The following is a 25,132-nucleotide window of genomic DNA, read 5'->3' as shown; positions in this document are numbered from 1 at the left end:
CTGTTTCTTAAGTCCTGGGGATCAACCCTGTTTAATGATCGCTTCGGCAATGTTCGAAGGAGCCTCGGAATAACCCGCAAACTCCATCGCATAAGACGCCCGGCCCTGTGTTGCAGAACGCAGGTCGGTGGCGTAACCGAACATCTCCGACAACGGAACTTCGGCACGAATGATCTTACCAGCAGGCGACTCATCCATGCCCTGAATGACACCACGACGGCGGTTCAGGTCACCAACAACATCGCCCATGTAGTCTTCCGGGCTCACGACCTCGACCCTCATGATCGGCTCAAGCAGAGCGGGGTCCGCTTCAAGCGCACCCTTCTTCATCGCCATGGAGCCGGCGATCTTGAACGCCATTTCGTTGGAGTCCACATCGTGGTAAGAGCCATCGTACAGCGTGGCCTTGATGCGCAGCAGCGGATAACCGGCCAAACAGCCGTTCTGCATCTGCTCTTCAATACCTTGCTGGACCGCTGGAATGTATTCCTTCGGAACCACACCGCCAACGATCTCGTTTACAAAGATGAAGTTCTCGCCATCTTCATCATCCAGAGGCAGCGGCTCAAGCTTGATCTTGACGTGACCATACTGACCACGACCACCTGACTGGCGAACAAACTTACCTTCGACATCCACCGGCTTGCGGATACGCTCGCGGTATGCAACCTGCGGCTTACCGATGTTCGCCTCTACCTTGAACTCGCGACGCATGCGGTCAACGATGATGTCCAGGTGAAGCTCACCCATACCGGAGATGATGGTCTGACCGGACTCTTCATCGGTCCGGACACGGAAAGACGGATCTTCCTGAGCCAGCTTACCCAGGGCAACACCCATCTTTTCCTGATCCGCCTTGGACTTCGGCTCAACAGCAACAGAGATAACCGGCTCCGGGAACTCCATGCGCTCGAGAATGATCTTGTGATTCTCGTCACACAGGGTGTCACCAGTGGTCACGCTCTTCAGGCCGATTGCCGCGGCGATATCACCCGCAAGCACTTCCTTGATCTCTTGGCGATCTTTGGAGTGCATCTGAACCATACGACCAACGCGCTCTTTCTTACCCTTTACAGAGTTATAGACCGCATTGCCGGACTCCAGCTTGCCAGAGTAAACCCGGAAGAAGGTCAGAGTACCAACGAACGGGTCGGTGGCAATCTTGAATGCCAGGGCCGCAAAAGGCGCATCATCGTCCGCCTGACGCGTCTCTTCGGTGCCGTCTTCATCGACTTCACCGCGAATCGCCTTGACTTCGTCCGGCGCCGGCAGGAATTCGATAACGGAATCCAGAACCGCCTGTACACCCTTGTTCTTGAACGCAGAGCCACAAGTCGCGAGAACAATCTCGTTGGCCAGCGTACGCATACGCAGACCCTTCTTGACGTCCTCAACGCTCAGGTCACCCTCGTCCAGGTAACGCTCCATGAGCTCTTCGTTAGCCTCGGCTGCCGCCTCGACCATTTGCTCACGGTACATGGCGACTTCGTCCACCATTTCGGCCGGAACGTCGCGCTGCTCGTAGGTCGCACCCGCGTCATCTTCGTTCCAGTAAATCGCCTTGTTACGAATCAGATCGACGATACCGGCAAAGTCATCCTCGGCACCGATCGGCAACTGAATGGGAACGCAGTTCGCGCCCAGACGGGTTTTGATCTGATCCACAACGCGCAGGAAGTTAGCGCCGGCACGGTCCATCTTGTTGACGAACACCATGCGGGGAACTTCGTACTTGTTGGCCTGGCGCCATACGGTTTCGGACTGCGGCTCTACACCGGAGGATCCGCAGAAAACAACAACGGCACCATCCAGCACACGCAGTGAACGCTCTACCTCGATGGTAAAGTCAACGTGCCCCGGGGTGTCGATGATATTGATCCGATGCTCCGGATATTGTTTGTCCATGCCCTGCCAGAAGCAGGTAGTCGCAGCAGAGGTAATGGTGATACCACGCTCCTGCTCCTGCTCCATCCAGTCCATGGTAGCCGCACCATCATGAACCTCACCGATCTTGTGGGAAATGCCCGTATAGAACAGAACCCGCTCGGTGGTTGTGGTTTTGCCCGCATCAACGTGCGCACAAATACCAATGTTTCTGTAACGCTTGATAGGAGTCTTGCGTGCCACTGTATTAACCTCGGCTGATTAGAAACGGAAGTGAGAGAACGCCTTGTTGGCTTCCGCCATGCGATGAACGTCTTCGCGCTTCTTAACAGCAGAGCCTTTGCTGTCAGCGGCGTCGAGAATCTCACCAGCAAGACGCTGCGCCATGGACTTCTCACCACGCTTCCGTGAAAATTCTACAAGCCAGCGCATGGCCAGCGCATTCTGACGGGAAGGCCGTACCTCGACAGGCACCTGGTAAGTAGCACCACCCACACGACGGGACTTAACCTCAACCATCGGCTGGATGTTCTCCAGGGCCTTCTCGAACATGTCGATCGGCTCTTCCTTCGATTTCTCGGCGACAATATCGAGCGCGCCATAAACAATGCGCTCTGCAACAGATTTCTTGCCACTTTCCATCACGTGGTTGATGAACTTGGCAAGACGTGCACTGCCGAACTTAGGATCCGGGATAATTTCCCGCTTTGCTGCAACTCTTCTTCTAGGCATCGATAAGCCCTTATATATCTAAAAGGTCTTCAGGAACCCCTGAGATAGCAATCTGCTACTCAGCCTTACTCTTACCGTTCTGACAAGCAACGATAAAAGACACCCGCTCGGGACATCAGGACTTGGGTCGTTTTGCACCATACTTGGAGCGGCCCTGCTTACGGTTCTGCACACCCTGGGTGTCCAGCGTTCCGCGAACAGTGTGATAGCGCACACCCGGAAGGTCCTTTACGCGACCGCCGCGGATAAGCACAACACTGTGCTCCTGAAGGTTGTGACCTTCACCACCAATGTAAGAGGAAACCTCGTAGCCGTTGGTCAGACGAACACGGCACACTTTACGCAGTGCTGAGTTCGGCTTCTTCGGCGTTGTAGTGTATACACGAGTGCACACACCACGGCGCTGAGGGCAGGCCTGCAGAGCAGGAACATCGCTCTTGGCTACCCGGCGCTTACGAGGCTTACGTACCAACTGATTAATCGTTGCCATGTAAGCAAACTCCAAAAAACCATATCAATGAAACTTACCCCCTGTGCAGGGGGTAAAATTTAAGGGACGCAAGTGTAAGCCTGCGCCCCTGGACAGTCAAGATGACTGGTCTCTTTTTAACCACCTGCCGGGTAGGTATCTACCCGGAGGCGGCGGACCGACTCAACTCAGCTTTCGCGGTTGAGTTCGGCGCTCAGCGCTTCTTCGACGTCGGCTGCGGTGACGCCCTGTGCTTCAAGGTCGCGCTTGCGGCGACGTTCAGCGTGGTAGGCAAGACCGGTACCAGCCGGAATCAGTCGACCCACCACAACGTTTTCCTTCAAGCCACGCAGGTAATCACGCTTTCCGGTAACCGCACCTTCGGTGAGTACACGGGTGGTTTCCTGGAACGAAGCCGCCGAAATGAACGACTCGGTTGCCAGCGAGGCCTTCGTGATACCGAGCAGCAGACGATCGAATCGTGCAGGCTCTTTATCGGCAGCATTGGCCTTTTCGTTCTCTTCGAAAACCTGAGTAATTTCCACCTGGTCACCGGAAAGAAGCGTGGTATCACCCGGATCGGTGATCTCTACCTTGCGCAGCATCTGCCGAACGATAACCTCGATATGCTTATCGTTGATGACAACACCCTGCAAACGGTAGACGTCCTGGATCTCATTGGTGATGTATTTGGCCAGCTCTACCACACCCAGCAGACGCAAAATGTCGTGGGGGTTGGATGGGCCATCGGAAATCACCTCGCCCTTCTCAACCGTTTCACCCTCGAACACGTTCAGCTGACGGTGCTTCGGAATCAGCACTTCGTAGGCGTCGGCATCTTTCGGCGTGATCACCAGGCGCTTCTTGCCCTTGGTCTCTTTGCCGAACGACACCATGCCGCTGATTTCCGCCAGGATGGACGATTCTTTCGGGCGACGGGCCTCGAACAGATCGGCAACCCGTGGCAGACCACCGGTAATATCACGAGTCTTCGAACTTTCCTGCGGAATCCGGGCAACAACATCACCCAGCTCGATCCGGGCGCCGTTGGCCATGGTCACCAGCGCATTGGCCGGCAGGAAGTAGATCGCGGCACCGCCACCGGGCAGCTCCACATCGTTTCCGCTGGCATCCAGCATCTGGATGGCAGGACGGATGTCCTTACCAGCCGCAGGACGCTCCTTGGGATCGATAACTTCCATGGTCGACAGGCCGGTCAGTTCGTCGGTCTGGGTGCGGACAGTAATGCCCTGGTCCATGTTGACGAATTTCGCGGTGCCTTCGGCCTCGGCAATGATCGGGTGAGTGTGCGGATCCCACTTGGCAACCGCAACACCGGCTTCAACAGTATCGCCATGCTTAACGGACAGCACTGCGCCGTAAGGCAGCTTGTACCATTCGCGCTCACGGCCCTGCTCGTCGGCAATCGCCAACGCGGAGGAACGCGATACCACGACCAGTGAGCCATCACTCTTCTCGATAGACTTCAGATTGTGCAGGCGTACGGTACCGCCGTGCTTGACCTGGATGTTGTCTACAGCTGATGCCCGGCTCGCAGCACCACCAATGTGGAAGGTACGCATCGTGAGCTGGGTACCCGGCTCACCGATGGACTGGGCGGCGATAACACCAACGGCTTCACCGACGTTGACCCGATGGCCACGGGCCAGGTCGCGGCCGTAACACTTGGAACAGATGCCGTGACGGGTCGCACAGGTGATCGCAGAGCGCACCCAGACTTCGTCCACACCCGCACGCTCAAGAGATTCAACAGTCTTCTCGTCAAGCAGCGTTCCGGAAGGAACAACGGCGTTGTCCTTATCGGTTGGTGTAAAGGCATCGCGCGCTGTCACACGCCCCAGCACACGATCGCCCAGCGGCACAACAACGTCGCCACCTTCGATGTGCGGCGTCATCAACAGGCCTTCATCGGTGCCACAGTCTTCTTCGGTTACGACCAGATCCTGAGACACGTCGACCAGACGACGAGTCAGGTAACCGGAGTTCGCGGTCTTCAGGGCGGTATCCGCCAGCCCCTTACGTGCACCGTGGGTCGAGATGAAGTACTGAAGTACGTTCAGGCCTTCCCGGAAGTTTGCGGTAATCGGCGTCTCGATGATGGAGCCATCCGGCTTCGCCATCAGGCCACGCATACCGGCCAGCTGACGAATCTGGGCCGCGGAACCCCGGGCACCGGAATCCGCCATCATGTAGACCGAGTTGAAGGACTCCTGCATGACGAACTCGCCATCCTCGCCCTTCACAGGCTTCCCATCAGGGCCAATCACCTGCTCCTTGGCCAGACGCTCCATCATGGCCTTGGAGACCTTGTCGTTGGCGCGGGACCAGATGTCGATCACCTTGTTGTACTTCTCACCCTGGGTCAGCAGACCGGACGCATACTGGGTTTCGATGTCCTTAACTTCCTCGGAAGCGGCATCAACCAGCTCGTATTTCTCAGGGGGAATCTCGAAATCGTTGAAGCCGATGGAGATACCGGAAACCGTCGCGTAGTGATAACCCATGTACATGAGCTGATCCGCGAAGATAACCGTGTCTTTGAGGCCGGCGTCCCGATAGCAGGTGTTGATCAGGTTCGAGATCGCCTTCTTGACCATCGGCTTGTTGACCAGCTCGAAGGAGAGGCCATCAGGCACGATATCAAACAGCAGGGCGCGCCCAACCGTGGTATCAACAATGTTATAGGCTTGAGTGCGCGAACCATCTTCGGCAATGGCAACTTCCTTGACCCTCACCTTGACGCGCGCCTGGAGGTCTACCTTACCGGCACCGTAGGCGCGGTGAACTTCTTTCACATCCGCGAAGGTCATCCCCTCACCGACCGCATTCTTGCGCTCACGAGTCATGTAATACAGGCCCAGAACCACGTCCTGGGACGGCACGATGATCGGCTCGCCGTTGGCCGGCGACAGTACGTTGTTGGTGGACATCATCAACGCACGGGCTTCCAGCTGGGCTTCCAGGGTCAGCGGCACGTGGACCGCCATCTGGTCGCCGTCGAAGTCGGCGTTATAGGCCGCACAGACCAGCGGGTGCAACTGAATCGCCTTGCCTTCAATCAGTACCGGCTCGAACGCCTGAATCCCCAGACGGTGCAAAGTCGGAGCACGGTTCAGCATGATCGGATGCTCGCGGATCACTTCGTCCAGGATATCCCAGACCACGCCTTCCTCGCGCTCGACCATCTTCTTGGCAGCCTTGATAGTCGTTGCGAGACCACGGTGCTCAAGCTTGGAGAAAATAAACGGCTTGAACAACTCCAGCGCCATCTTCTTGGGCAGACCACACTGATGCAGACGCAGGTATGGACCGACCACGATCACCGAACGACCGGAGTAATCCACGCGCTTACCGAGCAGGTTTTGACGGAAACGACCCTGCTTGCCCTTGATCATGTCAGCCAGGGACTTGAGCGGGCGCTTATTGGTACCGGTGATGGCACGACCGCGACGACCGTTATCCAGCAGCGCGTCGACGGCTTCCTGCAGCATCCGCTTCTCGTTGCGCACGATGATGTCCGGGGCGTTGAGCTCCAGCAGGCGCTTGAGGCGGTTGTTCCGGTTGATCACACGACGGTAAAGATCGTTGAGATCCGAAGTCGCGAAACGACCACCGTCCAGGGGAACCAACGGACGCAGATCCGGCGGCAGAACCGGCAGCACGGTCATTACCATGTCGCCCGGCTTGTTACCGGAGTACAGGAAGGCCTCAAGAATCTTCAGACGCTTACTGAATTTCTTGATCTTGGTTTCGGAATTGGTCTGCGGGATTTCCTCACGCAGCGCATCCACCTCGGCCTGCAGATCGATGCCCTCGAGCAGCTCCTTGACCGCCTCGGCACCCATGCGGGCATCGAATTCGTCGCCGAACTCTTCCAGGGCTTCGTAATACTGCTCGTCGTTCAGCAGTTGCCCTTTCTCGAGGGTGGTCATGCCCGGCTCGATCACGATGAACGACTCGAAGTACAGCACCCGTTCGATATCGCGCAGGGTCATGTCCAGCATCAGACCGATGCGGGACGGCAGTGATTTCAGGAACCAGATGTGCGCGACCGGACTGGCCAGCTCGATGTGACCCATGCGCTCACGGCGAACACTCGCCAGTGCCACTTCAACGCCGCACTTCTCGCAGATCACACCGCGATGCTTGAGGCGCTTGTACTTACCGCAAAGGCACTCGTAGTCCTTGATCGGGCCGAAAATCTTGGCACAGAAAAGACCGTCACGCTCCGGTTTGAAGGTACGGTAGTTGATGGTCTCAGGCTTCTTCACTTCACCAAAAGACCATGAGCGAATCATGTCAGGCGATGCCAGGCCAATGCGGATGGCATCAAATTCCTTGCTTTGGTTCTGGCTCTTGAGAAGATTCAGCAAATCTTTCATCAGTAAAAGCTCCGGATGGCGTTAATCTCGGGCGGGCACAGGTTGTGCCCGCTCACGCTGCCAAAAACAATTCGGCTCACTCGGATTCCAGCTCGATGTCGATACCCAACGAGCGGATTTCCTTGACAAGAACGTTGAAGGACTCGGGCATGCCCGGCTCCATACGATGATCGCCATCGACAATGTTCTTGTACATCTTGGTCCGACCGTTCACGTCATCAGACTTGACGGTGAGCATTTCCTGCAGCGTATACGCCGCACCGTAAGCCTCAAGGGCCCACACTTCCATCTCACCGAAGCGCTGGCCACCGAACTGCGCCTTACCACCCAGCGGCTGCTGGGTAACCAGGCTGTAGGAGCCGGTGGAACGAGCGTGCATCTTGTCGTCGATCAGGTGGTTCAGCTTCAGGATATACATGTAGCCGACAGTCACCGGACGATCAAATGCGTCACCGGTACGGCCGTCGTACAACATTGTCTGGCCCGTCGTGTCCAGTCCGGCAAGCTCAAGCATCCGCTTGACCTCGGCTTCCTTGGCGCCGTCGAAGACCGGCGTTGCCATAGGAACACCCGTGCGCAGGTTGCCGCACATTTCAAGGATTTCCTTGTCGCTCAGCGAATCCAGGTCCACCTTGAACACTTCGTCCGAGTGGTTGTAGATCTCATCCAGCAACTGGCGAAGCTCAGCGACCTTACGCTGCTCGTCCAGCATCCGGCTGATACGCTCACCCAGGCCCTTGGCCGCAGCACCCAGATGGGTCTCGAGCACCTGCCCGACGTTCATCCGTGACGGTACACCCAGCGGGTTCAGCACAACGTCGACCGTGTTGCCGTGTTCGTCGTAAGGCATGTCCTCAATCGGCATAACCGATGAGATAACACCCTTGTTACCGTGACGCCCGGCCATTTTGTCACCCGGCTGGATGCGACGCTTGATAGCCAGGTAAACCTTGACGATCTTGAGCACGCCCGGAGCAAGGTCATCGCCCTGCTGCAACTTGCCCTTCTTGTCGTCAAACCGTGCCTCATGCTCTTTCTTGCGGTCATCCAGGCCCTGCTCGGATTTCTCGAGCAGCTCGTTCAGACCGTCATCTTTCATGCGCAGCTTGAACCACTCGGGGCGCGGCAACTCGGCAAGGTAAGCCTCGTCCAGCGTGGCACCCTTCTTCAGGCTCGGACCACTGATAACTTCCTGGCCTTTCAGCGCGTTCATCAGACGCTCAAAGGTTGCACCCTCAACAATGCGGTATTCGTCCTTCAGATCCTTGCGGTACTGATCCAGCTGCTCTTTTTCGATGGACTGGGCACGCTGATCCTTCTCGATACCGTCACGGGTGAAGACCTGCACGTCGATCACGGTACCGCGGGTACCGGTCGGAACACGCGAAGAGGTATCCTTCACGTCCGAGGCCTTCTCACCAAAGATGGCACGCAGGAGCTTCTCCTCCGGCGTCAGCTGGGTCTCCCCTTTCGGCGTTACCTTGCCGACGAGGATATCGCCCGGGCCAACTTCAGCACCGATGTAGACAATACCGGACTCATCCAGCTTGGACAGCGCGCTTTCACCGACGTTCGGAATGTCCGCCGTGATTTCTTCACTTCCCAGCTTGGTATCCCGGGCCACACAGGTCAGTTCCTGAATGTGGATGGTGGTCAGACGGTCTTCCTGAACCACTTTCTCGGAGATAAGGATGGAGTCCTCGAAGTTGTAACCGTTCCAGGGCATGAACGCGATGCGCATATTCTGCCCCAGCGCAAGCTCACCCAGATCAACCGACGGGCCATCGGCGAGCACGTCGCCCCGGGCGATCACGTCACCCTGACGCACAATCGAACGCTGGTTGATACAGGTGTTCTGGTTCGAGCGGGTGTACTTGGTGAGGTTGTAGATATCCACACCGGCATCACCTGCCTCGGTTTCCTCGTTGTCAACGCGCACCACGATACGGGCCGCATCCACACTTTCAATCACACCGCCTCGACGGGCAGTCACACAAACCCCGGAATCCTGGGCCACGGTGCGCTCAACACCGGTGCCTACCAGAGGCACTTGCGAACGCAGGGTCGGCACAGCCTGACGCTGCATGTTCGCACCCATCAAGGCGCGGTTGGCGTCATCATGCTCAAGGAACGGAATCAGGGACGCAGCCACGGAAACAACCTGACGCGGCGACACATCCATGAAGTTCACGCTTTCCGGAGGCGTGACGGTAAATTCGTTCTGGTGACGAACGGTAACCAGCTCATCGGTGAGGCGCTTGCTCTCCTCGTCCATGGCCGCACTGGCCTGGGCGATGACGTAATTGCTCTCTTCGATGGCAGACAGGTACACCACTTCGTCGGTAACCACACCATCAACCACCTTCCGGTACGGACTCTCCAGGAATCCGTAGGAATTGGATCGGGCGTAGGTGGCCAGCGAGTTGATGAGACCGATGTTCGGACCTTCCGGCGTCTCGATTGGACATACCCGCCCGTAATGGGTCGGATGCACGTCCCGAACCTCAAAACCGGCTCGCTCACGAGTCAGACCGCCCGGCCCAAGGGCCGAAATACGACGCTTGTGAGTCACCTCGGACAGCGGGTTATTCTGGTCCATGAACTGGGACAGCTGGCTGGAACCAAAGAATTCCTTAACCGCAGCCGCCACTGGCTTGGCATTGATCAGGTCCTGCGGCATCAGGCCTTCGCTCTCGGCAAGACTCAGACGCTCACGCACGGCACGCTCAACACGGACCAGGCCAACCCGGAACTGGTTCTCGGCCATTTCACCAACACAACGCACACGCCGGTTGCCGAGGTTATCGATATCGTCCACGTTGCCCTGACCGTTACGAATATCGATCAGTGTCTTCAGGACATCAATGATATCGGCATGCGTGAGAATGCCTTCCCCGGTGCTTTCCTCACGACGCAGGCGACGATTGAGCTTCATGCGACCAACGGCAGACAGGTCGTAACGCTCCTCGGAGAAGAACAGGTTATTAAACAGGTTCTCGGCCGACTCCTTCGTAGGCGGCTCGCCAGGGCGCATCATGCGATAGATCTCAACCAGCGCCTCCAGCGGAGTGCGGGTCGGATCGATACGCAGGGTATCGGACATGAACGGACCGCAGTCCAGGTCGTTGGTGTACAGAGTCTCAATCTCGGTAACACCCGCATCCAGGATCTTGGTGATCAGCTCTTCGGTCAGTTCGGAGTTACACTCAACCAGGATTTCTCCGGTCTTGGTGTCCACCATATCCTTGGCCAGTACCCGGCCATAGAGATACTCAGTCGGAACCTCGAGCTCATTTATGCCCGCTTTTTCCAACTGCTTGATATGGCGCGCTGTAATACGACGACCTTCCTCAGCAATCACGTTACCGTCATTGTCCTTGATGTCGAAGGTCGCAATGTCGCCCCGCAGACGACTTGGAACCAGCTCCAGCTTGCAGACCTCGGCACCCAGGCTGAACTTACTGGTTTCGAAGAACATCTCCAGCATCTGCTCGGAGGTATACCCGAGACCACGCAGAAGAATCGAGGCTGGCAGCTTCCGGCGACGGTCGATACGAACGAACACGGCATCTTTCGGATCGAACTCGAAATCAAGCCAGGAGCCACGGTAAGGAATCACCCGGGCCGAATACAGCAGCTTGCCGGAAGAGTGGGTCTTACCCTTGTCGTGATCGAAGAACACGCCAGGAGAACGGTGCAACTGGGAAACAATAACACGCTCGGTACCGTTGATAACGAAGGTACCGTTCTCAGTCATCAGGGGCATTTCGCCCATGTAGACTTCCTGCTCTTTAATGTCCTTGATCGCCTTGTTGGACGATTCCTTATCGTAGATGATAAGTCGGACTTTCACCCGCAGCGGCGCTGCGTAGGTTACGCCCCTAAGCTGGCATTCCTTGACATCGAAAACCGGCTCTCCGATACGGTAACTCACGTATTCGAGCGCGGCGTTGCCAGAGTAACTGACAATCGGGAATACGGATTTGAATGCTGCGTGAAGACCGGTTTCCCGGCGGTCTTCAGGAGCGGCTTCCATTTGGAGGAAGTCCCGGAACGAATCCAGCTGAATAGACAGCAAATAGGGGACGTCCATCACGGAAGGCAATTTACTAAAATCTTTGCGAATCCGCTTTTTCTCAGTGTAGGAGTAAGTCATCTGCATTCCCCAGCTTTAGACCTGATACCTGGTATCAAGAAGCAACCATTGTTCTGCTTCGGGGCCGAATTGCTCGGCTTATCGCGCCGTCTTGAACAAGACTCTGGCAGTAGGTTGTAGATTCAACACCAACCTGTATTCACCGGCCAGACTCTATAGCATATACAACAGAAAAAGGCCGGTGGCACAAAGCCACCAGCCTGTCCATGCTTAATGCACGGTTTCGATCAACAGCCGACTCTTACTTGAGCTCAACAGAAGCGCCTGCTTCCTCAAGCTTCTTCTTGGCTTCTTCAGCGTCAGCCTTGCTAGCAGCTTCCTTGATAGTGGAAGGTGCGCCGTCGACCATTTCCTTAGCTTCTTTCAGACCCAGGCCGGTAAGTTCACGAACGGCCTTGATTACGTTGACTTTCTTCTCACCAGGACCGGTAAGAACAACGTCAAATTCGGTCTGCTCTTCAACAGCGGCGGCTTCGCCACCAGCGGCTGCAGGCGCAGCAGCAACAGCTGCAGCGGCAGATACACCGAACTTCTCTTCCATTGCTTCAACAAGCGCAACAACGTCCATTACGCTCATTTCTGCGATTGCGTTCAAAATGTCTTCGTTAGACAGAGCCATGACTTTCTCCCAAAAATATAAAAAATGGTGTTCAACAGAATCAAGCAGCTTCTTGCTTCTGGTCGCGAACTGCCGCTACAGCACGAGTCACTTTCGAAGGAACTTCGTTCAGTGTCCGTGCCAGCTTGGTGATCGGTGCCTGTGTAACAGCGGCCAGCATTGTCAACGCTTCGTGACGTGTTGGCAGCTTGGCAAGGCGATCAATCTGGTCTGCACTCATCAGCTCACCGCCGACGGCCAGTCCCTTGATCTCAAACACCTCTTTCTCTTTGGCAAAATCCTTCAACAGACGCGCTGCCGCGCCTGGATCTTCCATAGAGAACGCCAGAATGGTCGGGCCGACCAGGGCCTCATCGATGCACTCAAACTCGGTACCGCGAATAGCAATCTTTGCCAGGTTGTTACGAACAACCTTAAGACGCACATTCTCGGCACGAGCTTTGGCACGAAGAGCCGTCATGTCACCAGAGGTGACACCACGGTAGTCAGCCAGAACCACAGACAGAGCACCACCGGCAGTCTCGTTGACTTCAGCGACGATCGCTTTCTTGTCTTCGAGTCTAATTGCCACTGGATTTCTCCTCGATTTCGCCGGGTTTATCCCGGCAAACCCATCATTGCCCTTGCGGGCGCCTTAACGGTGTTTGGGTTCAGAGAGAACGTCTTCACACCGTCTGCGCAGGCGTTACTTTAACCCTTGCGGCCCTTTTGAACAGAGGGCTTCGGGGGCCTGCGGTCTTTGACAGCCTTGGCTTCCGCCCAGACTACAAAGTGACTACCGTTCAGAGGATCAGATTGCCAGACCGCCCTGATCGATAGTCAGGCCAGGACCCATAGTCGACGAAACGGTGATCTTCTTCAGATACACACCTTTCGCCGAAGACGGCTTGGCCTTTTTCAGATCTGCGATCAGAGCTTCAAGGTTTTCCTTGATGTTCTGCGCAGAGAATTCAACGTTACCCAGAGGAGCGTGGATAATACCGTTCTTGTCGGTACGGTAACGAACCTGACCGGCCTTGGCGTTTTTCACCGCGGTCTCAACGTCAGGGGTTACGGTGCCGACTTTCGGGTTCGGCATCAGGCCACGGGGGCCGAGGATCTGGCCCAACTGACCAACAACACGCATGGCGTCGGGAGTGGCAATAACCACATCGAAGTCCATCTTGCCTTTTTTAACTTCGTCGGCCAGATCGTCCATACCTACCACGTCAGCGCCCGCTGCTGTGGCTTTCTCGGCATTCGCGCCCTGGGTAAATACAGCTACGCGCACGGTTTTACCGGTACCGTGGGGCAGAACAGTGCTGCTACGAACCACCTGGTCCGATTTACGAGCATCAACCCCCAGGTTTACGGCAACGTCCACAGACTCCTTGAACTTCACGTTCTGTCCCAGCTCAACGAGCAGGGCAACGGCTTCGTCTACGGAGTAGGCGCGAGTCGGATCGACCTTTTCACGAATCAGCTTCTGACGCTTGCTCAGCTTTGCCATGTTACAGGCCCTCCACGTTCAGGCCCATGCTACGGGCTGTTCCTGCAATGGTACGAACCGCTGCGTCCATATCGGCAGCAGTCAGATCCGGCTCCTTGGTCTTGGCAATCTCTTCCAGCTGCTCACGGGTCACGGTTCCGACCTTTTCGGTGTTCGGACGTCCAGAGCCGCTCTTGATGCCAGCTGCCTTCTTGAGCAGAACCGGTGCAGGCGGAGTCTTGGTGATAAAGGTAAAGCTGCGATCACTGTAAACCGTGATAACAGTTGGAATCGGCAGGCCCGGCTCCATATCCTGGGTCTGGGCATTGAACGCCTTGCAGAATTCCATGATATTCACACCACGCTGACCCAGCGCAGGACCAACGGGGGGGCTCGGGTTGGCCTTACCGGCAGCAACCTGAAGCTTGATGTAGGCTTCAATCTTCTTAGCCATGATAAATCTCCTTTGGGTTCAAACGCCTTTCGGCTCCCCTGGTTTCATAACTGCTAAGTGCAGACACAAAAAGCCCGCGTCGCCAGAGCGCGCGAGCTTTCAGCTTATAAGCCGCTGATCAGTCCTTTTCGACCTGCCCAAACTCCAACTCTACCGGAGTTGAACGACCGAAAATCAATACAGCAACCTTGACCCGACTCTTGTCGTAGTCAACTTCCTCAACCACGCCATTAAAGTCCGCAAACGGCCCTTCAACAACGCGAACAATTTCACCCGGTTCAAACAGGGTCTTGGGCTTCGGCTTTTCGGCGCCACTTTCAACCCGGCGTAGAATTGCTTCAGCTTCACGCTCGGTAATCGGCGCCGGCTTATCCTTAGTGCCACCAATAAAGCCCAGCACCCGCGGAGTATTCTTCACAAGGTGCCACGTACCGTCGTCCATTTCCATCTGCACGAGTACGTATCCGGGGTAGAATTTCCGCTCGCTTTTGCGCTTTTTACCTTCGCGCATTTCGACAACTTCTTCGGTCGGGACGAGGATCTCGCCGAACTTGTCTTCCATGCCGTTAAGCGCTACGCGCTCTTTCAGAGTGCGCATCACGTGCTTTTCGAAGCCAGAATACGCATGAACGACGTACCAGCGCTTAGCCATTGCCCACTCCCGTTAACCGATAAACCCGGCGACCAGCATACTGATCAGCGAATCCATACCCCACAACAACAGCGCCACAACCAGCACAAACACCACCACAATGGCGGTAGTCTGCACGAGCTCGGGCCTGGTGGGCCATACCACTTTCCGGATCTCAACCCTCGCCTCTTTCAACAGTGTCGCAAAACGACGACCGCGATCAGTTTGGAGCGCCACAAGGGCCGCAACAATAGCGAGACCCACGAGAGCCAGAACCCGATACAGCAGAGACTCGGCACTAAAATACTGATTGCCCACCACACCGATGGCAATCAGAGCAAAAACAACCAGCCACTTCAAAAAATCGAAACGACTGGTTGACTGAACGGCTTTTGACTCCATAGGAATCAACTTATGTATCCGGATGTTTAAAAATGGCAGGCCAGGAGGGAATCGAACCCCCAACCTGCGGTTTTGGAGACCGCTGCTCTGCCAATTGAGCTACTGGCCTGCACCGAAACAACTCAGTGCACTTACTTCGAGTCTATTACTCGATGATCTTGGCGACCACGCCGGCACCAACGGTACGGCCACCTTCGCGAATCGCGAAGCGCAGACCATCTTCCATGGCGATTGGAGCGATCAGGGTAACACTCATCTTGACGTTGTCACCCGGCATAACCATCTCCACACCTTCCGGCAGCTCACAGGAACCTGTGACGTCGGTGGTACGGAAGTAGAACTGCGGACGATAGCCCTTGAAGAACGGAGTATGACGACCGCCTTCTTCTTTGCTCAATACGTACACTTCGCACTCGAACTTGGTATGCGGCTTGATCGAGCCTGGCACACACAGAACCTGACCACGCTCAACGTCGTCACGCTTGGTACCACGCAGCAGAACACCAACGTTCTCACCGGCACGACCTTCGTCCAGCAGCTTGCGGAACATCTCAACACCGGTACAAGTGGTCTTCACGGTATCCTTGATACCAACGATTTCCACTTCATCGCCAACCTTGATGATGCCACGCTCAACACGACCGGTCACAACGGTACCACGACCAGAGATGGAGAATACGTCCTCGATCGGCATCAGGAACGGCTGATCAATCGCACGCTCCGGCTCCGGGATGTACTCGTCCAGGGCTTCTACCAGCTTCTTGACAGCGGTAGTACCCATCTCGTTGTCGTCCTTACCTTCCAGCGCCATCAGCGCAGAACCGGTAATGATCGGCGTGTCGTCGCCCGGGAAGTCGTACTGGCTCAGCAGATCACGAACTTCCATCTCAACCAGCTCGAGCAACTCTTCGTCGTCTACCATGTCGGCCTTGTTCAGGAACACGACAATGAACGGTACGCCAACCTGACGGGACAGCAGGATGTGCTCACGAGTCTGCGGCATGGGGCCGTCAGCTGCAGAACACACCAGGATCGCGCCGTCCATCTGCGCCGCACCAGTGATCATGTTCTTCACATAGTCAGCGTGGCCCGGGCAGTCGACGTGGGCGTAGTGACGATTCGGAGAATCGTATTCAACGTGGGAAGTCGCGATGGTGATACCACGCGCCTTCTCTTCCGGTGCGTTATCGATCTGATCGAATGCACTGGCAGAACCAGTACCCCAGACTTCGTGACACACACGAGTCAGGGCGGCGGTCAGAGTGGTCTTACCATGGTCAACGTGACCAATGGTGCCTACGTTGAGGTGCGGCTTACTGCGATCAAACTTTTCTTTAGACATTCGACCAATCTCCCTAATCAACCTGGATCATAACGTTGACCGGATTAATAATGGAGCTCATGGGCGGATTTGAACCGCCGACCTCACCCTTACCAAGGGTGTGCTCTACCAACTGAGCTACATGAGCATTGCTTGCTAAATTGGAGCGGGCAGCGGGAATCGAACCCGCGTCATCAGCTTGGAAGGCTGAGGTAATAGCCACTATACGATGCCCGCGAGCAATTAGTGGTGGAGGGGGCAGGATTCGAACCTGCGAAGGCGATGCCGTCAGATTTACAGTCTGATCCCTTTGGCCACTCGGGAACCCCTCCGAGTCGATCCCGTTAACACGAAACCGTCAAAACAAAAAAGTGGAGCTGGCGGACGGAATCGAACCCCCGACCTGCTGATTACAAGTCAGCTGCTCTACCAACTGAGCTACGCCAGCTCACAATCGCCTCGTCAGCGAGGGCGGTATACTACGGATTTTTTGGGGGCGTTGCAACACCCTCACAAGGGTTGATTTCGACGAAATCGAAATTGCCCCCGTAATCCGCTTTCACCGCCTCAACCAGCTCTTTAGCAAGCCCTGGCTCAGCCTCAAAAACGAGCGCGTAGCTTATCTGATTTCGGGGGAAGTTGGCCAGTACCGCATTAAAATTCTGGCGCTTTTTTTCTTCCAGCACGGATATTGCTGCTTCCCGCGACTCAAACAGGCCGAGAGAGATCGCGTTCCGGTTCTCGCCCTCCGTGACCAGATACGAATCTATGCCCTGACGCTGAATGTCCCGGAACTGTTTCAAGGCTACCGCTCTGGGTTGGGGCGGGATAATGACCCAGTGGTACGGGGTCAGCTCCCGCTCCACCTCCTCGACGGTCACATCAACCTGGTCAGCAAGAGGCTGGTTAGCCACCAGGGCGCGAGCCGCATTCAGGGAACCAAACCACCCCATTCGGACACAGTCTGGCGGAACAGCAGCCGGTTCCGCGACCACCGCCTCCTGTTCGTTATTCTGACCAGGCTGTGCGGCACCCACCGCGACTTCGGAACCGTCGTCCCCGGCAGGGGCATCTTCCGGAGCCGGAGGTTCCACGTCCGGCACTTCAGGATCCGAGGGTTTCGACGCTGCCTCCTCCGTAGATTTCAGACTGGCAACACGAGGCAGGTTCCCGGCGGCACCAGACGCCGAATTTGCGGGCCCCTGAAGGGTACCGGCGAAATGCCATACCAACAGGTTCAGAATTAACAGAAGGAAAGCCAGCCACTTCATTGCGCCTGATCCTCATTGTCGATCAACGCAAGCCCGTCAAGAACCAGTTGCGGCCGATTGGCCGCGGACAGCCCGAGACCCAGAAGCCGATCAGCATCGCCCCCGGTAACAACGATGCGGTCCAGACCAAAGGCCTGCGCATCCTTATGTATCTGATCCACTACGGCCGCCGACAGCCAGGCCAGACCATGATTCACACACTCGCCGGTAGATTTACCCGGGCGGGTATCCAGGACCTGGTCCGGATCGAAACCGATTCGTGCGGCATCACTCTTGAGGCTACGAAGCATCATATGCAGACCCGGTAGAATAAACCCTCCAAGGTGTTGGCCCGAAGGGGCCACATAATCCACGGTCACCGCACTCCCGGCATCCACTACAACAAAGCCGGCGTTGATTGAGCGCCACGCCCCATACATTGCGTGCCAACGATCTGCCCCCATCATTCGAGGGTCGGCGTAGGCATTAACAAGCCCGCCGCGACGGGTCTCGGCCCAGTAAAATCGGATTGGGGCGGCGGTCCGCGCGGACAGCTGTTCCATCAAATTCAGACGCCTCTCCTCGGACGCGACCGTCGAGACAGCCACACCGGTGAGGTTTCTTGCATCAATGGAAAGCCCCGGAAGCGGATCCGCGTCGTCAAGGGTACCAACCCCCTGCTCCAGAATCCGGCCATCCTGATCCAGGCGCCACTTCAACCTGGAGTTTCCGGCATCGATCAACAGCTTCATGGCGCCATCCTCAAACTTATCTCGCCCGCCCGCACCGGGACGACGCCTTCGTCCGTTCGCAACAGGTAATTGCCAGACTCATCAATACCGAGCCCGGTTCCCCGAACACTTCCTCCTTTCGCCTCCAGTGGCCGCCCCTGAAAAATGTCCCGGCGCTGCCAGGGCTCGCGAAAATCCCGAAAGCCAACGTCCGAGAACAAATGGGCTGCGTCGAGAACAGCGTTGATGATCGAACCGGCGATCTCGCTCCGGGACCAGTCAACCGCGGGGTATGCCCGAGCCAGACTGCTCCAGGGCTGGTTGACACCTTCGACTTCCGACATATGAACGTTGATACCAATGCCGGCTATCACCTGGACAACCCCTTCCTGCAACTCCCCTTGCAGCTCCACCAGAATTCCCCCCAACTTGCCTTGGGGCAGAAAAATATCGTTCGGCCATTTGAGACCAATGTCGGATGCCCCCAGCCCCTCGAGGGCATTGGCAACAGCTACCCCGAGAACCAGGCTCAAACCATCAAGAACCGAGAACCCACCGTGAAAGGTAAGCCCCATGCTCATGTACAGGTTCTGCCCACGGGGACTGCTCCACGTTCGTCCCCGGCGACCCCGCCCTTCGGTCTGACACTCGGCGATGGCTACCGGAATGCCGCTGATACCCCGGCCCACCTGGCGAACGACTTCGGCGTTGGTCGAGTCCACCTCCTCCAGAATCGCGAGGTTCAGATCCGGTCGATGAGGCTGGTCCACGACACTCAGAATGACGTCATGCTGCAGCAGGTCAACTACAGATATCAGCTGGTACCCGCGACCGCGTATGGTGTCAATCTTGAAGCCCTCGTCCATCGCCCGCCGGATCTGCTTCCAGACCGCTGTTCGGCTCACGCCGAGCTGACCCGCGAGAGATTCTCCGGAGTGAACTTCGCCATCGCTCAGTAGGGTAATCAGTGCCTTGGATTTCATCAGAGATTTTCCGGCCAGGAGAGTGAGTAACGCCGGATTAAACAACAGGAGAGCGCAAAAGACAAAACTGGCGACCCACGTCTGTGCGACCGACCACTAAAACCCTCACGGAATAGGCGTGGCTGTCAGGTTAGCTTTTATATCAAAGTTCTGCATCTTGACCCCGTAAACCGCCGTCTGTGCTCCCCCGCCCGGATGGACCAGATCAATAGTGCTGATCGACAACTCCTTGAACCGGCTCCGGGCCTGTACCGCAAAGCCGAGGGGACGGTCGGAACGGTCGGCCGCAGTTGGCTCGGAGACATAGCGATAGCCCTCAGGTGCGGCCGCATCCATGACCTTCTCGTCGCCCCGGGCACCAACCACACCCAACGAATCCGCCCCCGTAGCCTTCTTGACGACCCTGGTCTGATAGATATCTGCCGACAGATCAGTACGGACCCCGAAAGTATTATCATCGACTCCATCGCCGTCGTAATCTCCTCCGTCACTGGTGTGGATATCGTCAATAATCAGGCGGGTACCGGTTCCGTTCACTGGGTTGTCACTGCCATCTTTGTCGCGGTTGGTTTCCCAGGTCAGGGCGTTCTTCCTGCTATCGCTGGCGGCCCGGGCGAGGACCTGCTTCAACTGGATTGTGATCCCCTCGTCCCCACGATTCTCCCAAAAGCCGCCTGAAGCCAGACACGAAGTCTCGTCACTGCCGGCCCCGCCGGCACAGACCAATCCCGCCCCACCCGGGATAATAGTCATGCTGCTCCCGGTTTCGTATTTCTGCAAGACAAAGCGACCGAAGCTCTGACCGGTGGACTTATCACCGAGTCTCAGGTTCCCGATATCCATGGTGCTCCAGGTCTCGCCTTTGCCAATGACCAGCCCGTCCTCCGTCAGATCCAGGGTCATGTCACGGACGTGACCATCGTATTCAAGCTCTCCAATCCAGAGCCCTTTCTGACCGATTTCACCACTTCCTTCATCGTAAGGTGCGGCAATAATTGCGGCTTTGCCATTGCTAATCCTGATATCGGAATTGATCGTCAGGCCCTCCCCGGTGGCACCCCCGGGGCCCAGGGTCATGTGACCATCGAGCTCGAACTCATAAGACGGATAGAATCCAAGCGCGAGCAACAACTCAGTACCACCCTGCAGTGGCGCATCGTCATTCCCGACCCGCAACCCGTTGATCAGGTATCCAGCCCGGATTCCCTCGAACCCCACACGGAGCCCATCATAGAACCGGGTACCGTTGCGAACTTCCTCCCGAGTCACGTTAACCGTGACATCGCCCTGCCCCCACGATTGCAGACCACTGAAGATCACCCGATTGCCATTTTCCGTGTAACTGAGATCAGCCAGGCGCAAGCTCCACTCCGCCGCGAGACGCAGACCCTGGGGACCGGCATCCGCATGGCCACCGCCTTGCAGATACAGGGCGTTGGTATAGGTGCGCCCGCCGAACGACTGGTCTTCGAACAGAAAACTTACGTTCACGGCCCCCATGCTTTTCCCATTGCCACCCATTTCGATCGCACCCACGGAAAACTGACCATCTATCGAGTCTACGGTGAAGGCCAGGGCCGCGCGGCCCTGGTCGTCGGTGGACACATCAAGCCGAAAGTCATCGATGACATAGCCACCGGTGATGTCCCGGAATGCCAGGGTGTTACCGTCATCGTGATACCGAAACGCGGCGCTGTGGATGGTGGTTTCGTTATCGATACGCAAACCTTCACCATTGCGGCCACCGGCTGTGATTCCTGTAGAGGAGGACAACTCGTAGTCACCGCTCAATCCGCCGAACGACGGCAGGGGCTGCCCCGACGAAACGTCCACACTCACGCCGTGATTCCGGGGGTTATTACTGTACCGGATGGCACCAACGGTCCAGTCAGCCGCTACCCTCGGCGCATTGAGTTGCAGGGTATCGCCCGCCACATTCAGCGTGACGCCCAGGGCTTCGATATCAATGCTGACATCATCGAGAAAAACTTCGTTGCCGTTCGTCCGATAGCCGAGCCGTCCACCGGTCATGGTGTAAGCAGAGTCAAAGGTGTACCCGGCCCCACCCACTGCACCGCCCGGCCGTATACTCAATGTGCCCCGGAGGGAATGGTCGAAGAACACACCACCCATGCTTACACCGGGCGCCCCGGCCAGGCGGACATCTCCGAATTCAATGCGGCGGTCTTCCACCAGGTAATCCAGATTAAGGGAGGCATCGGCACCGATATCAATCACCACCAGATGATACGCCTGCCCCGCTGGATCAACTGCAGACCCCACCCGAAAACCTTCGAGATTGATGCCATTGCCGTCATCAACAAAGGAGATCCGATTCGCCGACAATCCTAACCCCAGCTCCATCGTCAAGCCGCGCTGGCCGCTGATACCGGCCATTGCGGAATCGTCGAGACGCTTCAACTCGGCCGAAGCCTCCGACGCCAACCCACCGCAGAACGCAATTGTGCTGATCGTGACTGCCGCCACATATCGGCTTCTCTTTGTCATAACCATCCTCACAGCCCGCGACTATGGGCTCCCGGTTGGGAAGACCAGCAGATTGCCTTCCATGACGACCTCACCCTGCATTTCTACCGAGAACATGTCGGTCTGCTGAAAGCCCGGCTCGGTCGGACGAGCCGTACTACTGGCAGCGATCTTGAATCGAGCGTCGTTAAAACGGACGGTATTCGGAAGCCCCAGCTCGAGCACGTCACGATTGAACAGTTCGCCATCCCCTCCAAACCCGGAATCGACTGTTCGTATCCGCAGTGTCAGGCCCTCAAAAGCAAAGGTCCCCCGAATATCATCCAGCACCATCCAACCGCCGTTTTCCTTTAACCGGTAGGCAAACCGGGCCCCGCATTTTTTCCCTGCATCGTCGCAGCGTCCAAAGTAGCTGGTTTCCAACGGGCCACCCGCCTCATTGATACTGATATCACCGGATAGGTAGATGCCGCTCTGGCCAGCAACCCGGGACATGGCCTCGTCTCCCATACGGGACATCTCGGCAGAAACCGGAAACCCCATCATGAGTGGCAACAATGAGCACGCCCGGACTGTCCATTTTCGGGCAGTCATTGCGCCAGATCCCTGGTTCGAATGTTCAGGTGTTGAATGAGCATGCCCTGAACCCGGGCGGACCCGAAGTCCCGGGTACCGACACTGAAATTCCCGATGTTCAGATCACTCCGGTATTCCGGATTGGTGTAGTAGGCTTCGTAGAAATCCCAGCTTTCGGTGTTGCTGCTGTTTCTAAGCCCATTGGCCGCGATCTCTCCCGCTGCGGGCGGACGGATCGAGGCCACGTCCACCAGGAAATTACCCGCGCCATCCACATCAAAGAAAACCGGTTGGAACTGATTGCCGATGGCCAGCTGCAGGGCAAAATCAGTCATCAGAATGCGCGATCCGCAAGAGCTGCCATCCTGGGAACAGGCATTTATGGAGAGCTCGGGTGAATAAAAATTGAGCCTGAATTGCCCGACCATCTGGCGGCGTTCGTTATCCCCCCACAAGCGCAGGAAACTTCCATCGAAGACCGCGGTCTTCGCATGGACATTGATATTGGCGGAGCGGTCCTCACCAACCGCAACATTCATCTGCAGGCCAATATCAGGTCGCTCCCCGATATAATCGGCGCTGGCCGGGCGACTGGAGCAGGCGCCGCTGCCAGCCACTGCGCTGCCGTTCATGCAGTCGTATCCCTGGGATGCCGCGACCATGCCCGGAGCGGCGAATTCAACTACGGCCTTGTTCGCAACTCCGATCGTATTGCCATCGACGATATCGATGCTCCATGGGTTGACCAAGCGCCCAAGATTCACGGGACTCAGGTTTTCGCCGTAGTCACTGCCGGCGCCGGAGATATAGAGGTGATTAACCGTTATATCGACCTCCCGCCCATCGGTGCTCCGGATGCCACCGATGCGGAAAATACGCGCCTGGTTACTGCTGGCGTCGGGCTTATCCGTACCATGGGAGAACTTGAAGTTTTCCAGGACAAACCCGATCCCGGCGCCGCCGACATTGGACATTTCATTTTCCGAAAGCCCCTTAAGCTCAGCACGAGCCGGCAGCGAGCCCGATACCGTCGCAGCCATCACCAGCAGGAAAACGGCACAGCCCCGGACGGATGCCATCGCGGTTTTCGTCATGACGCCTTCCTCAGAAAAGACCTTTTCCACGGTCGATATACTCGGTTCGATGGCGCTGGGTACCGTAAAGTGCTTCGCTCAGGTTTACCTCTGTGGCCCCGTTTGGAATATTGAAAAAGGCGCCGGAGGTCGCGCGCATGAAATCCTCCTGGGACAGGTCGGTTTTGCTGACGTCCTTGAGCCAATCGAGATCCCTGGTCTGAAAAGAAATAAATGCCCCATCGGCGGGCCCGGTAATCCTCCGTTCCCCGTCAACTTCGCCGACTTGTCCGATGGGGAAGCTGTTGTAGATATCCAGATCGAAGCAGGAGTCGATACCAAGCACCAGGCAATCTTCCGCGTAGACGTTAATATCGCCACTGCCACAACTGAAAAACGAGCAGTCCGGGACCTCAATTCGAGAAGTGGAACCCCAGCCAATCAGGTTCTTTACCGACCACCGCGTGAAACCGCTGGCCCCCTCAAGTACAAATTTTTCACCATCGGGAATACCGATGTACTCGGCCCTAACCGGGTCCAGGGCTCCGATGTTCGGGTCGCCCTCTTCACCGTACACCAGCTCCGCCCTGGTCGAGAGCGGACTTCCCCCTTCCAGAAGGGGCGTCAACAAGACGATTACCTGGTCAAAAAAATTGCCACTGGAACTGGCTTCGCTCAGCCCCTCTCCCCGATCAATAATGTCGACGTTTACATTTCCGGTGAGCGTTTTGATCTTCCCGGAAAGAATGCCCATGGACTCACCAAAGCCCAGCCGAAAGCCTACGATTTCTTCGCTGGACTCATCGAAGGCAAATTCAAAATAGGGGTTCTGTATCAAAAAGGGGACGATTTCGCCTTCGGCGTACGCCGAGCCGTCAGGCTTACGCTGCCGGGGTGCATCGGGATTAACGTTGTAGTAGGCCTGATTGTTGATATAACCGAGGGCGAAATCCTCTATGTACACATCGGAGGTGCCGGGCTTTTCGCCATCACGCTCGTAACGCCCCAGTTCAAGGGTGTCCACGTTGGTCTGGATATCGATACCCATCCCAAGGTTGACCCGGGTATAAGCGGTGTTGTCATTCGTACCTGGGTGATATTGCCGATCAATGGAAACGAAGGCCTGGCCCCTAACCTCCGCCATCTGCTGGTCGGAAATTGGACGAAGACCGGCTACGGCTCCCGCACTGACGAGCGGCAACAGAAGGCAGGAAACTGCTTTCATACTCATAGTCTCATTCCTTTGAAGCCGCATTATTCTTATTCACGGCGTAGTCAAATGATGACTGATGAGCGTCTCTGAGGCTGGCTGGGAGTTTTTAGGTTATTTGGCCAGTTCTTTTACGTAAGGTTAATCTTTTTTACGAATTGTCACTGTGAGGCACTTCAAGAAATAGGTGCTTGAGTCCAATGCCAAACTTTTCTCCGGGCAATAAAAAACCCCAGCCTCGAGGAAGCTGGGGTTTTTGGTATTAGGAGTCTGACGATGACCT

Annotated in this window: 19 protein-coding genes and 5 tRNA genes; all 24 read right to left on the bottom strand. The window is 56.5% G+C overall.

Annotated features, from left to right (window positions below; all coding sequences use genetic code 11):
- Positions 1-21 precede the first annotated feature (21 nt).
- Positions 22-2,127, bottom strand: a complete 2,106-nt coding sequence (fusA, locus tag K0B93_RS18320) for an elongation factor G (RefSeq protein ID WP_219868707.1) — start codon at positions 2,125-2,127, stop codon at positions 22-24.
- A gap of 18 nt (positions 2,128-2,145) precedes the next feature.
- Complete coding sequence (rpsG, locus tag K0B93_RS18315) at positions 2,146-2,616, bottom strand: 30S ribosomal protein S7 (protein WP_099619739.1); 471 nt, start codon at positions 2,614-2,616, stop codon at positions 2,146-2,148.
- A 115-nt stretch (positions 2,617-2,731) separates the two neighbouring features.
- A complete protein-coding gene (gene rpsL / locus K0B93_RS18310; RefSeq protein WP_148607559.1) occupies positions 2,732-3,106 on the bottom strand; it encodes a 30S ribosomal protein S12 in 375 nt (124 codons plus the stop codon).
- Between the two features lie 167 nt (positions 3,107-3,273).
- Positions 3,274-7,488 carry a DNA-directed RNA polymerase subunit beta' gene (gene rpoC / locus K0B93_RS18305; protein ID WP_219868706.1) on the bottom strand — a complete coding sequence of 1,405 codons (4,215 nt, stop codon included), beginning with the start codon at positions 7,486-7,488 and terminating at the stop codon, positions 3,274-3,276.
- Between the two features lie 76 nt (positions 7,489-7,564).
- Positions 7,565-11,644, bottom strand: coding sequence for a DNA-directed RNA polymerase subunit beta (gene rpoB, locus K0B93_RS18300; protein WP_219868705.1), 4,080 nt, complete (start codon positions 11,642-11,644; stop codon positions 7,565-7,567).
- Between the two features lie 241 nt (positions 11,645-11,885).
- Positions 11,886-12,263 carry a 50S ribosomal protein L7/L12 gene (gene rplL, locus K0B93_RS18295; RefSeq protein WP_219868704.1) on the bottom strand — a complete coding sequence of 126 codons (378 nt, stop codon included), beginning with the start codon at positions 12,261-12,263 and terminating at the stop codon, positions 11,886-11,888.
- A 40-nt stretch (positions 12,264-12,303) separates the two neighbouring features.
- Positions 12,304-12,834 (bottom strand): 50S ribosomal protein L10, encoded by a 531-nt coding sequence (gene rplJ / locus K0B93_RS18290; RefSeq protein ID WP_219868703.1) that lies wholly within the window; start codon positions 12,832-12,834, stop codon positions 12,304-12,306.
- A 219-nt stretch (positions 12,835-13,053) separates the two neighbouring features.
- Entirely contained in the window at positions 13,054-13,752 is a 699-nt protein-coding gene (gene rplA / locus K0B93_RS18285) for a 50S ribosomal protein L1 (protein WP_219868702.1), read from the bottom strand.
- 1 nt (position 13,753) lies between these two features.
- Complete coding sequence (rplK, locus tag K0B93_RS18280; RefSeq protein WP_041343263.1) at positions 13,754-14,185, bottom strand: 50S ribosomal protein L11; 432 nt, start codon at positions 14,183-14,185, stop codon at positions 13,754-13,756.
- A 118-nt stretch (positions 14,186-14,303) separates the two neighbouring features.
- Positions 14,304-14,837, bottom strand: coding sequence for a transcription termination/antitermination protein NusG (nusG, locus tag K0B93_RS18275; RefSeq protein ID WP_218637423.1), 534 nt, complete (start codon positions 14,835-14,837; stop codon positions 14,304-14,306).
- A 12-nt stretch (positions 14,838-14,849) separates the two neighbouring features.
- The gene (gene secE / locus K0B93_RS18270) at positions 14,850-15,218 is read right to left on the bottom strand and encodes a preprotein translocase subunit SecE (protein WP_219868701.1); all 369 of its coding nucleotides are present in this window, start codon (positions 15,216-15,218) and stop codon (positions 14,850-14,852) included.
- A 33-nt stretch (positions 15,219-15,251) separates the two neighbouring features.
- A tRNA-Trp gene (locus tag K0B93_RS18265) sits at positions 15,252-15,327 on the bottom strand.
- Between the two features lie 36 nt (positions 15,328-15,363).
- Positions 15,364-16,560, bottom strand: coding sequence for an elongation factor Tu (tuf, locus tag K0B93_RS18260; RefSeq protein ID WP_219868700.1), 1,197 nt, complete (start codon positions 16,558-16,560; stop codon positions 15,364-15,366).
- A 51-nt stretch (positions 16,561-16,611) separates the two neighbouring features.
- Positions 16,612-16,687 (bottom strand) — tRNA-Thr (locus K0B93_RS18255).
- 14 nt (positions 16,688-16,701) lie between these two features.
- Positions 16,702-16,776 (bottom strand) — tRNA-Gly (locus K0B93_RS18250).
- Between the two features lie 10 nt (positions 16,777-16,786).
- Positions 16,787-16,871, bottom strand: a tRNA-Tyr gene (locus K0B93_RS18245).
- Positions 16,872-16,911: 40 nt separating this feature from the next.
- Positions 16,912-16,987: transfer RNA gene (locus tag K0B93_RS18240), tRNA-Thr, on the bottom strand.
- Between the two features lie 31 nt (positions 16,988-17,018).
- Positions 17,019-17,810 carry a hypothetical protein gene (locus K0B93_RS18235; protein ID WP_228743632.1) on the bottom strand — a complete coding sequence of 264 codons (792 nt, stop codon included), beginning with the start codon at positions 17,808-17,810 and terminating at the stop codon, positions 17,019-17,021.
- Entirely contained in the window at positions 17,807-18,541 is a 735-nt protein-coding gene (locus K0B93_RS18230) for a type III pantothenate kinase (RefSeq protein ID WP_219868699.1), read from the bottom strand. The genes K0B93_RS18235 and K0B93_RS18230 overlap by 4 nt, the downstream gene beginning before the upstream one ends.
- Complete coding sequence (locus K0B93_RS18225) at positions 18,538-19,503, bottom strand: biotin--[acetyl-CoA-carboxylase] ligase (RefSeq protein WP_219868698.1); 966 nt, start codon at positions 19,501-19,503, stop codon at positions 18,538-18,540. The genes K0B93_RS18230 and K0B93_RS18225 overlap by 4 nt, the downstream gene beginning before the upstream one ends.
- Positions 19,504-19,608: 105 nt before the next feature.
- Positions 19,609-22,011, bottom strand: coding sequence for a DUF6160 family protein (locus tag K0B93_RS18220; protein WP_219868697.1), 2,403 nt, complete (start codon positions 22,009-22,011; stop codon positions 19,609-19,611).
- Between the two features lie 21 nt (positions 22,012-22,032).
- Positions 22,033-22,584 carry a hypothetical protein gene (locus K0B93_RS18215; RefSeq protein ID WP_228743631.1) on the bottom strand — a complete coding sequence of 184 codons (552 nt, stop codon included), beginning with the start codon at positions 22,582-22,584 and terminating at the stop codon, positions 22,033-22,035.
- Positions 22,581-23,660: a hypothetical protein gene (locus K0B93_RS18210; RefSeq protein WP_219868696.1), complete on the bottom strand. Its 1,080-nt coding sequence runs from the start codon at positions 23,658-23,660 to the stop codon at positions 22,581-22,583. Before K0B93_RS18210 ends, K0B93_RS18215 begins: the two co-directional genes overlap by 4 nt.
- 10 nt (positions 23,661-23,670) lie before the next feature.
- On the bottom strand, positions 23,671-24,864 hold the full coding sequence (locus K0B93_RS18205) for a hypothetical protein (protein ID WP_219868783.1): 1,194 nt from the start codon (positions 24,862-24,864) through the stop codon (positions 23,671-23,673).
- Between the last annotated feature and the right edge of the window lie 268 nt (positions 24,865-25,132).

This window comes from Marinobacter sp. F4218, assembly GCF_019443085.1.
Lineage (GTDB): Bacteria > Pseudomonadota > Gammaproteobacteria > Pseudomonadales > Oleiphilaceae > Marinobacter > Marinobacter albus.
This window is presented reverse-complemented; position numbering and strand designations above follow the sequence as displayed.

Bases quoted from the DNA above. Each gene is read 5' to 3' on its own strand.
- K0B93_RS18215 (WP_228743631.1), bottom strand. From the start codon at position 22,584: ATGACTGCCCGAAAATGGACAGTCCGGGCGTGCTCATTGTTGCCACTC.
- K0B93_RS18205 (WP_219868783.1), bottom strand. From the start codon at position 24,864: ATGAAAGCAGTTTCCTGCCTTCTGTTGCCGCTCGTCAGTGCGGGAGCC.
- K0B93_RS18220 (WP_219868697.1), bottom strand. From the start codon at position 22,011: ATGACAAAGAGAAGCCGATATGTGGCGGCAGTCACGATCAGCACAATT.
- nusG (WP_218637423.1), bottom strand. From the start codon at position 14,837: ATGGCTAAGCGCTGGTACGTCGTTCATGCGTATTCTGGCTTCGAAAAG.
- secE (WP_219868701.1), bottom strand. From the start codon at position 15,218: ATGGAGTCAAAAGCCGTTCAGTCAACCAGTCGTTTCGATTTTTTGAAG.
- K0B93_RS18210 (WP_219868696.1), bottom strand. From the start codon at position 23,660: ATGACGAAAACCGCGATGGCATCCGTCCGGGGCTGTGCCGTTTTCCTG.
- tuf (WP_219868700.1), bottom strand. From the start codon at position 16,560: ATGTCTAAAGAAAAGTTTGATCGCAGTAAGCCGCACCTCAACGTAGGC.
- rpsL (WP_148607559.1), bottom strand. From the start codon at position 3,106: ATGGCAACGATTAATCAGTTGGTACGTAAGCCTCGTAAGCGCCGGGTA.
- rpoC (WP_219868706.1), bottom strand. From the start codon at position 7,488: ATGAAAGATTTGCTGAATCTTCTCAAGAGCCAGAACCAAAGCAAGGAA.
- K0B93_RS18230 (WP_219868699.1), bottom strand. From the start codon at position 18,541: ATGAAGCTGTTGATCGATGCCGGAAACTCCAGGTTGAAGTGGCGCCTG.
- K0B93_RS18235 (WP_228743632.1), bottom strand. From the start codon at position 17,810: ATGAAGTGGCTGGCTTTCCTTCTGTTAATTCTGAACCTGTTGGTATGG.
- rpoB (WP_219868705.1), bottom strand. From the start codon at position 11,644: ATGACTTACTCCTACACTGAGAAAAAGCGGATTCGCAAAGATTTTAGT.
- rplA (WP_219868702.1), bottom strand. From the start codon at position 13,752: ATGGCAAAGCTGAGCAAGCGTCAGAAGCTGATTCGTGAAAAGGTCGAT.
- rplK (WP_041343263.1), bottom strand. From the start codon at position 14,185: ATGGCTAAGAAGATTGAAGCCTACATCAAGCTTCAGGTTGCTGCCGGT.
- rpsG (WP_099619739.1), bottom strand. From the start codon at position 2,616: ATGCCTAGAAGAAGAGTTGCAGCAAAGCGGGAAATTATCCCGGATCCT.
- K0B93_RS18225 (WP_219868698.1), bottom strand. From the start codon at position 19,503: ATGAAATCCAAGGCACTGATTACCCTACTGAGCGATGGCGAAGTTCAC.
- rplL (WP_219868704.1), bottom strand. From the start codon at position 12,263: ATGGCTCTGTCTAACGAAGACATTTTGAACGCAATCGCAGAAATGAGC.